A 5,893-nucleotide genomic window follows, 5' to 3' on the forward strand; every position below is an offset into this window, starting at 1 on the left:
TGGGGTTTGGGGGGCTGGGGGGCCCGTTCGGAGGGGGGGGGGGGGGGGGGGGGGGGCGGGGGGGGGGGGGTGCTGACGGGCGGCAGGACTTCAAGCACTCGTGGCGCTGGCGCGTTGGCGTCGCCGGTGGCCCCGGGGTTGGGTTGCGAGGCGTTCCCCCCGTCTTGGCCGTTCCCGCCAGTGGCAGCACCCGGGCTGGCGGCCCCGGAAGACCCACCGGACGACGGCGAGGCCGCCGTCGTCGAGCCGTCCTGCGCCGCGGGAGAGGACGCCGCTGATGGCGCGGATGGTTGCCGCGCCATACTATCCAAAGCTACGGCCGTGCCCCCGAGGACCAAGGCGGCGCCTGCACCGATCAGAACCAAACGCTTCACCAACATGGCAAAAGTCTTTCATTGCCCAGCAACGCTTTCCTAGGTGTATTCCCACAACTTTCCCGCCCCTTAAACGCAGGATTCCCGCATTTTTAGTTCTGCGGCTACCAGCGGCCGTTGCGGGGCCGAGGTTGGCAGACGGGACAGGTGTGCGCTGACCGGTTCATGAACTGCTCGCGGCGGATGATGCTGTGGATCCCCGCCGCTGCGCACCGAGGGCACGGCTTGCCCTCCTGGCCGTAGGCGTTGAGGGATCTATCAAAGTAGCCGGAGGCTCCGTTCACGTTGACGTACAACGCATCGAAACTGGTTCCGCCCGCCGCGAGGGCTGCTTCCATGACCTCGCGGGCACTGTCCAGCACCCTTTCGGCTTCTGCCCGGCGCAGCGTGTCAGTGGCGCGGGCGTAGTGCAGCTGCGCCCGCCACAAGGCCTCATCGGCGTAGATATTTCCGATTCCCGATACCAGGGTCTGGTCCAGCAATGCGCGCTTCAGCCCGGTCTTTCGACGGCGGAGGCGCTGGAAGAAAAGATCGAAGGAAAACGCCGGGTCCAGCGGGTCGCGGGCAATGTGGGCGGCCTCCGCGGCGATCAAGGGCAGCGGGTTAGCGGACATCCCGCCAGGCGCCCCGTCCACGGTGGGGATCATGCCGGTGACAAACATGCCACCGAAAATGCGTTGGTCCACGAACCGCAGCTGATCAGGCATCCCGTCGCGGGGACTCAGCCTGAGCCGCACCTTAAGGTGCTTTTCATCGGGAGCGTCGTTGCCCTGCACCAGCAGCTGGCCGCTCATTCCCAGGTGCGCCATCAGCGCCACCTTCGGTTGACCCCCAGGGTCGTCGGCGTGCTGCGGAGCGCCTGAAACGGCGGTGCCTGATGCTGCCGCCGTGTCATCCGGAACGCCCGACGCCGGCTGGGCAGCTTCGGCGTCGACCAGCGGCATCCAGAGGAACTTCCCGCGCCGCACCACGTCCGCAACCACTGCGCCTTCGAGGTTGCCGCGGAAGTCTTCGACGCCCAGTAGGTGCCGGCGGATGGACCGAGGGTCCACGACGTCCACAGCCTCGATGGTCCGGCCAGCGACCCAACTCGCCAGGCCGCGGCGGACCACCTCGACTTCTGGCAGTTCAGGCACAGGCTATTTCGTGGCCGTCGCGGCGGAAGGCACTTCGGCAGTGGCCGGTGCTGAGGGTGTTTCAGCAGCTTCGGCAGCAGCCCCCGCAGTGGCAGTCGTGGCCGCGCTGGGTTTGGCAGCACCGGCGCCCTTGCCGGACAGCACGCGCCAGGCGTCAGCGGCTGCCTCTTGCTCGGCTTCCTTCTTGGAATTCCCGGATCCTGATCCGTAGGACGTACCGCCAATGCGCAGCACGGCGTTGAACGTCCTGGCGTGATCCGGACCGGTGCCGTCAACTGCGTAGTTGATGGTGCCAAGGTGCCTGCTGGCAGCCAGTTCCTGGATACTGGTCTTCCAATCGGTGCCAGCGCCCAGGGCGGCAGCGTCCTTGAGGAGCGGCCCTACGAGCCGCATGACCAGTTGACGGGCTGTTTCGATGTCGTTGGACACGTAAGTGGCCCCGATCAGGGCTTCCATGGTGTCAGCCAAGATGGAGGCTTTGTCCCGGCCATGGGTCAACTTCTCGCCCTGGCCCAGGTAAATGTAGTCGCCGATGCCCAACGCACGGCCAATGCCGGCCAATGCCCTGGTGCTGACCACAGCGGAGCGCCGTTTGGCCAGCTCGCCCTCGGGCAGCGTGGGATTATCGCGGAACAGCGCGTCCGTAACGGAGAAGCCCAGGATGGAGTCGCCCAGGAACTCGAGCCGTTCGTTGGTGGGAATGCCACCGTTTTCGTACGCGTAGGAACGGTGTGTCAGCGCAAGACGAAGCGTCCCGGCGTCAATAGAGACACCGAGACGCTTCAGAAGCTCTTCAGTTGAAGACATCAAGTCAGCCTGGATGGCCGATTAGACGTCCGCGACCTTGCGGCCCTTGTATTCAAGGAACAGCGCAGTGCCGGCAGAGTCGGTGACGACCTTGGCCTGGTGGGGAAGGCTGTAAGTAACCTGACCGTTTTCAACGGTCTTCACCAGGTGAGGGGCGGTCGCCTTCCACTGCGAGCGGCGGGCGCGGGTATTCGAGCGAGACATTTTCCGCTTCGGGACAGCCACGGCTAACTCATTTCTCTCTAGACAAACACGTACAAATCAATTTTGCCGGTCAGGCTTAGCCATTTCAGCTAGGGCAGCCCAGCGAGGATCCAAGACCTCGTGGTGGTGCCCCGGCTCGTCTTCCAGGCGAACTCCGCATTCGGAGCAAAGGCCCTGGCAGTCTTCCCGGCACACCGGCTGGAACGGCAGGTTGGTGACAACCGCGTCCCGCAACACCGGTTCAAGATCGATTACATCGTGCTCGACTCGACGTTGCTCTTCTTCGTCTTCTCCGTCCGAAAGTTCAACACTTTCGTAGAAGAAAAGTTCCTGCACCTTGACCTCAAGGTCATACGCAAGGGGATCCAGGCATCGGCCACATTCGCCAGTTACATCGACGAACGCACTGCCTGATACCAGAATTCCTTCGTGTACGGCCTCAAGCCTCAGATCCAGCTCAACTTCTGAGCCTTCCTGAACACCAATGAGTGCTACACCAAGATCTCTTGGCGCGGAAACATGTTCAACCAGTGTCCGCATGCTTCCCGGGCTGCGCCCGAGGTCCTTGACGTCGAACGCCAAGGGCGAACCTGCATCTCGTTTAATGAAAACTCCTGTTGAACATATGACCGACGTACTATCTTAGCCTGAAGAGCCGCGGGGACTCAAACCGGCAAGCCGGTGACAGCAAAGTACCGAACTAGCCTACCCTGCTGCGGGCCGATCCGTTGGCGACTCGCCCGTGAGCATCCGACGCTGAACCGCGCGGGGAATGTACTCCGACACGCTTCCGCCCAGGCCAGCCACCTCTTTGATCAAGGTGGAGGAGAGGTGAATGTAGTGTGCTTCGGCGGGCAGGAAGACTGTCTCCACGCCACTGAGCTGCCTGTTCATGGTGGCCATGGGAAGTTCATAGTCAAAATCCGACGACGAACGTAAGCCCTTGACGATCGCTGAAACGCCTCGCTGCCTGCAGTAATCAGCCAACAGGCCCTCGCCAACCGGCTCCACCACAATCCCCTTCAGGGACGCCAACGTTTCCCGGGCCATCTCCAGCCGGTCCGCCAAGGCGAATCGATAGTTCTTGGCCGGGTTGGTGGACACCGCCACAATCACCTCATCGAAAAGTCCTGCCGCCCTGGCAATGACCTCAAGGTGGCCGTTGTGGATGGGGTCAAAGGAACCGGGGCAGACAGCACGTCTCATGCACCGAACCTACCCCATGAAATCACCGGGATACCATGACTGGATGCGTGCCTCCCATGATCTGTCCCGGCCTTTTTCCCCGTCTCCCTGGCAGCGGACGGCCCTGGGTGCCAACCTGTTGGCAGCCAACGGCGACCTGGGTGTGACGATTTTTGAAGAGATGACAACACTGGCCGCCCAGCACGGCGCCATCAACCTTGGCCAGGGTTTCCCTGATGAGGACGGCCCTGCCGAAATTCTGGCAGCGGCCCAGTCCGCCATTGCCGCAGGCGCCAATCAATACGCCCCCGGGAAAGGCATTCTCGAGTTGCGGGAAGCCATCGCAGCGCACCAGGAACGCTTCTATGGGTTGACGCCCGATCCTGCCGCCGAAGTCATTGTCACCACCGGCGCCACCGAAGCGATCGCCGCCGCACTGCTGGCCTTCGTTGGTCCGGGCGACGAGGTCCTCACCTTCGAACCCTTCTACGACTCCTACGGGGCGGTCATCGGGTTGAGCGGGGCAACGCACGTTACTGCTCCGCTGCTGGCACCGGACTTCATGCCAGACCTGGTGGCTTTGGAGGCTGCCTTCAGCGAGAACACGCGGGTGGTGCTGGTGAATAATCCGCATAACCCGACCGGTGCCGTGTTCCCCCGTGACGTCCTGGACCGGATCGTTGATCTGGCCCGCCGGTTCGACTCCCTGATCATCACCGATGAGGTCTACGAGCACCTGACCTTCGGGGTCAAACACATCCCGATCGCCACCCTGCCGGGCGCCGCGGAACGGACCCTCACCATCTCCTCGGCCGGCAAGACATTTTCCCTCACCGGTTGGAAGATCGGCTGGCTGAGCGGTCCAGCAGAGCTGGTGGCAGCCGTCCGCACTGTCAAGCAGTTCCTCACCTACAGTTCTGGCAGCCCGTTCCAGGCGGCCATCGCCACGGGCCTGGCGTTGCCCACTGAGTTTTTCGACGGCATTGCGGCCACCCTGGCGCACAAACGCGACATCCTCAGCGAGGGACTCAGAGCAGCAGGATTCGAGGTGCTCGCATCGCAGGGAACGTACTTCGTCAATGTGGACACCTCTCCGCTGGGCATCAGCGATTCGGTAGACCTGGCCCGGCGATTGCCGGAACTAGTGGGCGTGGCAGCCATCCCGGTACCGGTGTTTTGCCACCCCGAGGGCGCCGAACGGACCCGCAGCCTGCTCAGGTTCGCTTTCTGCAAAAAGACAGCCGTGCTGGAAGCGGCTGCCGCCAGACTTGCAACACTGGGCAGCAAGCTCTGATGTCCCGGCCCAGAACCGAGCGCTACCTCCGCACCACCGGCCAGCACGCAGCAGTGGAACCAGACGCGTTCACTGCGGGCGGCTATGTGCTGAGCATTGGTGGTGCCGAGCAGTCGCACGTCAACCTGGCCGAACCTGGTGAGATCTTCTACGAGTACCTCCGCCGAATCGGCCACATCGTGGATTTGGCGGCCCCGGCCGGACACCCCATCCGTGCCCTGCACCTGGGCGCCGGTGCCCTCACCCTGGCCCGATACATCCAGGCCACCCGACCGGGCTCCGCCCAGGTAGCCGTGGAACTGGAACGCGAACTCCTGGATTTCGTGCTGAAGCAGTTGCCGCTACCCCACGGGACTGACCTGCACACCGTGATTGGGGACGCCCGTGACGCCTTGGCAGGCTTCGCTGCGGACCCGGGCTTCGACGTCGTGATTCTCGACATCTTTTCCGGGCCGGAAGCGCCGGAGCACATTGCCTGCGCAGCCTTCTACCGGGAAGCCCGTGCACTCCTGACCCCCACGGGCGTCCTGATCATCAACGTGGGTGACGAACCCGGGTTGACGTTGGTGCGCAGTCAGGTTGCTGCTCTGCGCGAGATCATGCCAGACGTTGCTGCGTTTGCCGAGACCGGCATGTTTGCCGGCCGCTATCCGGGCAACATCATCTTGGCGGGAACGCAGGGTCCGTGGCCCGCAGCGTGGACCGCGGAGCTGACGGCTCGGGGTCCGCATCCGGCCACGGTTCTGGTTGGCGTCGATCTGGATCAGATCGCAGGCTGACAGCTCGGCGGGCGTGCCTAGCTGTACTCAGCCAGCAGGTTGGTTACATCTGCTGATGGGTGGTCGTCCTCCGAGGGCTGCGTGGTTTCGGCGGTGGTTGTAGAAGTCTAGCCA

7 protein-coding genes are annotated in these 5,893 nt (G+C 63.5%); 2 read left to right on the top strand and 5 right to left on the bottom strand.

Going from position 1 to position 5,893, the window contains the following annotated elements:
- Positions 1–478 precede the first annotated feature (478 nt).
- The 5 genes from mutM to coaD form a co-directional block, all read right to left on the bottom strand.
- Positions 479–1,510: a bifunctional DNA-formamidopyrimidine glycosylase/DNA-(apurinic or apyrimidinic site) lyase gene (gene mutM / locus PSET11_RS16405; protein WP_124093385.1), complete on the bottom strand. Its 1,032-nt coding sequence runs from the start codon at positions 1,508–1,510 to the stop codon at positions 479–481.
- Positions 1,511–1,513: 3 nt separating this feature from the next.
- The gene (rnc, locus tag PSET11_RS16410) at positions 1,514–2,317 is read right to left on the bottom strand and encodes a ribonuclease III (RefSeq protein WP_124093386.1); all 804 of its coding nucleotides are present in this window, start codon (positions 2,315–2,317) and stop codon (positions 1,514–1,516) included.
- 21 nt (positions 2,318–2,338) lie between these two features.
- Positions 2,339–2,542, bottom strand: a complete 204-nt coding sequence (rpmF, locus tag PSET11_RS16415) for a 50S ribosomal protein L32 (protein WP_009356569.1) — start codon at positions 2,540–2,542, stop codon at positions 2,339–2,341.
- A gap of 36 nt (positions 2,543–2,578) precedes the next feature.
- Positions 2,579–3,103 carry a YceD family protein gene (locus PSET11_RS16420; RefSeq protein ID WP_124093387.1) on the bottom strand — a complete coding sequence of 175 codons (525 nt, stop codon included), beginning with the start codon at positions 3,101–3,103 and terminating at the stop codon, positions 2,579–2,581.
- Positions 3,104–3,226: 123 nt separating this feature from the next.
- Positions 3,227–3,727 (bottom strand): pantetheine-phosphate adenylyltransferase, encoded by a 501-nt coding sequence (coaD, locus tag PSET11_RS16425; protein WP_124093388.1) that lies wholly within the window; start codon positions 3,725–3,727, stop codon positions 3,227–3,229.
- A 43-nt stretch (positions 3,728–3,770) separates the two neighbouring features.
- On the opposite strand from coaD, the gene PSET11_RS16430 reads away from it, so the two are divergent.
- Complete coding sequence (locus PSET11_RS16430) at positions 3,771–5,000, top strand: aminotransferase class I/II-fold pyridoxal phosphate-dependent enzyme (protein ID WP_238989206.1); 1,230 nt, start codon at positions 3,771–3,773, stop codon at positions 4,998–5,000.
- Complete coding sequence (locus tag PSET11_RS16435) at positions 5,000–5,779, top strand: spermidine synthase (RefSeq protein WP_203416008.1); 780 nt, start codon at positions 5,000–5,002, stop codon at positions 5,777–5,779. Before PSET11_RS16430 ends, PSET11_RS16435 begins: the two co-directional genes overlap by 1 nt.
- Positions 5,780–5,893 lie beyond the last annotated feature (114 nt).

It is taken from the genome of Arthrobacter ulcerisalmonis (genome assembly GCF_900609065.1).
In the GTDB taxonomy this organism is placed as follows: Bacteria; Actinomycetota; Actinomycetes; order Actinomycetales; family Micrococcaceae; genus Arthrobacter; species Arthrobacter ulcerisalmonis.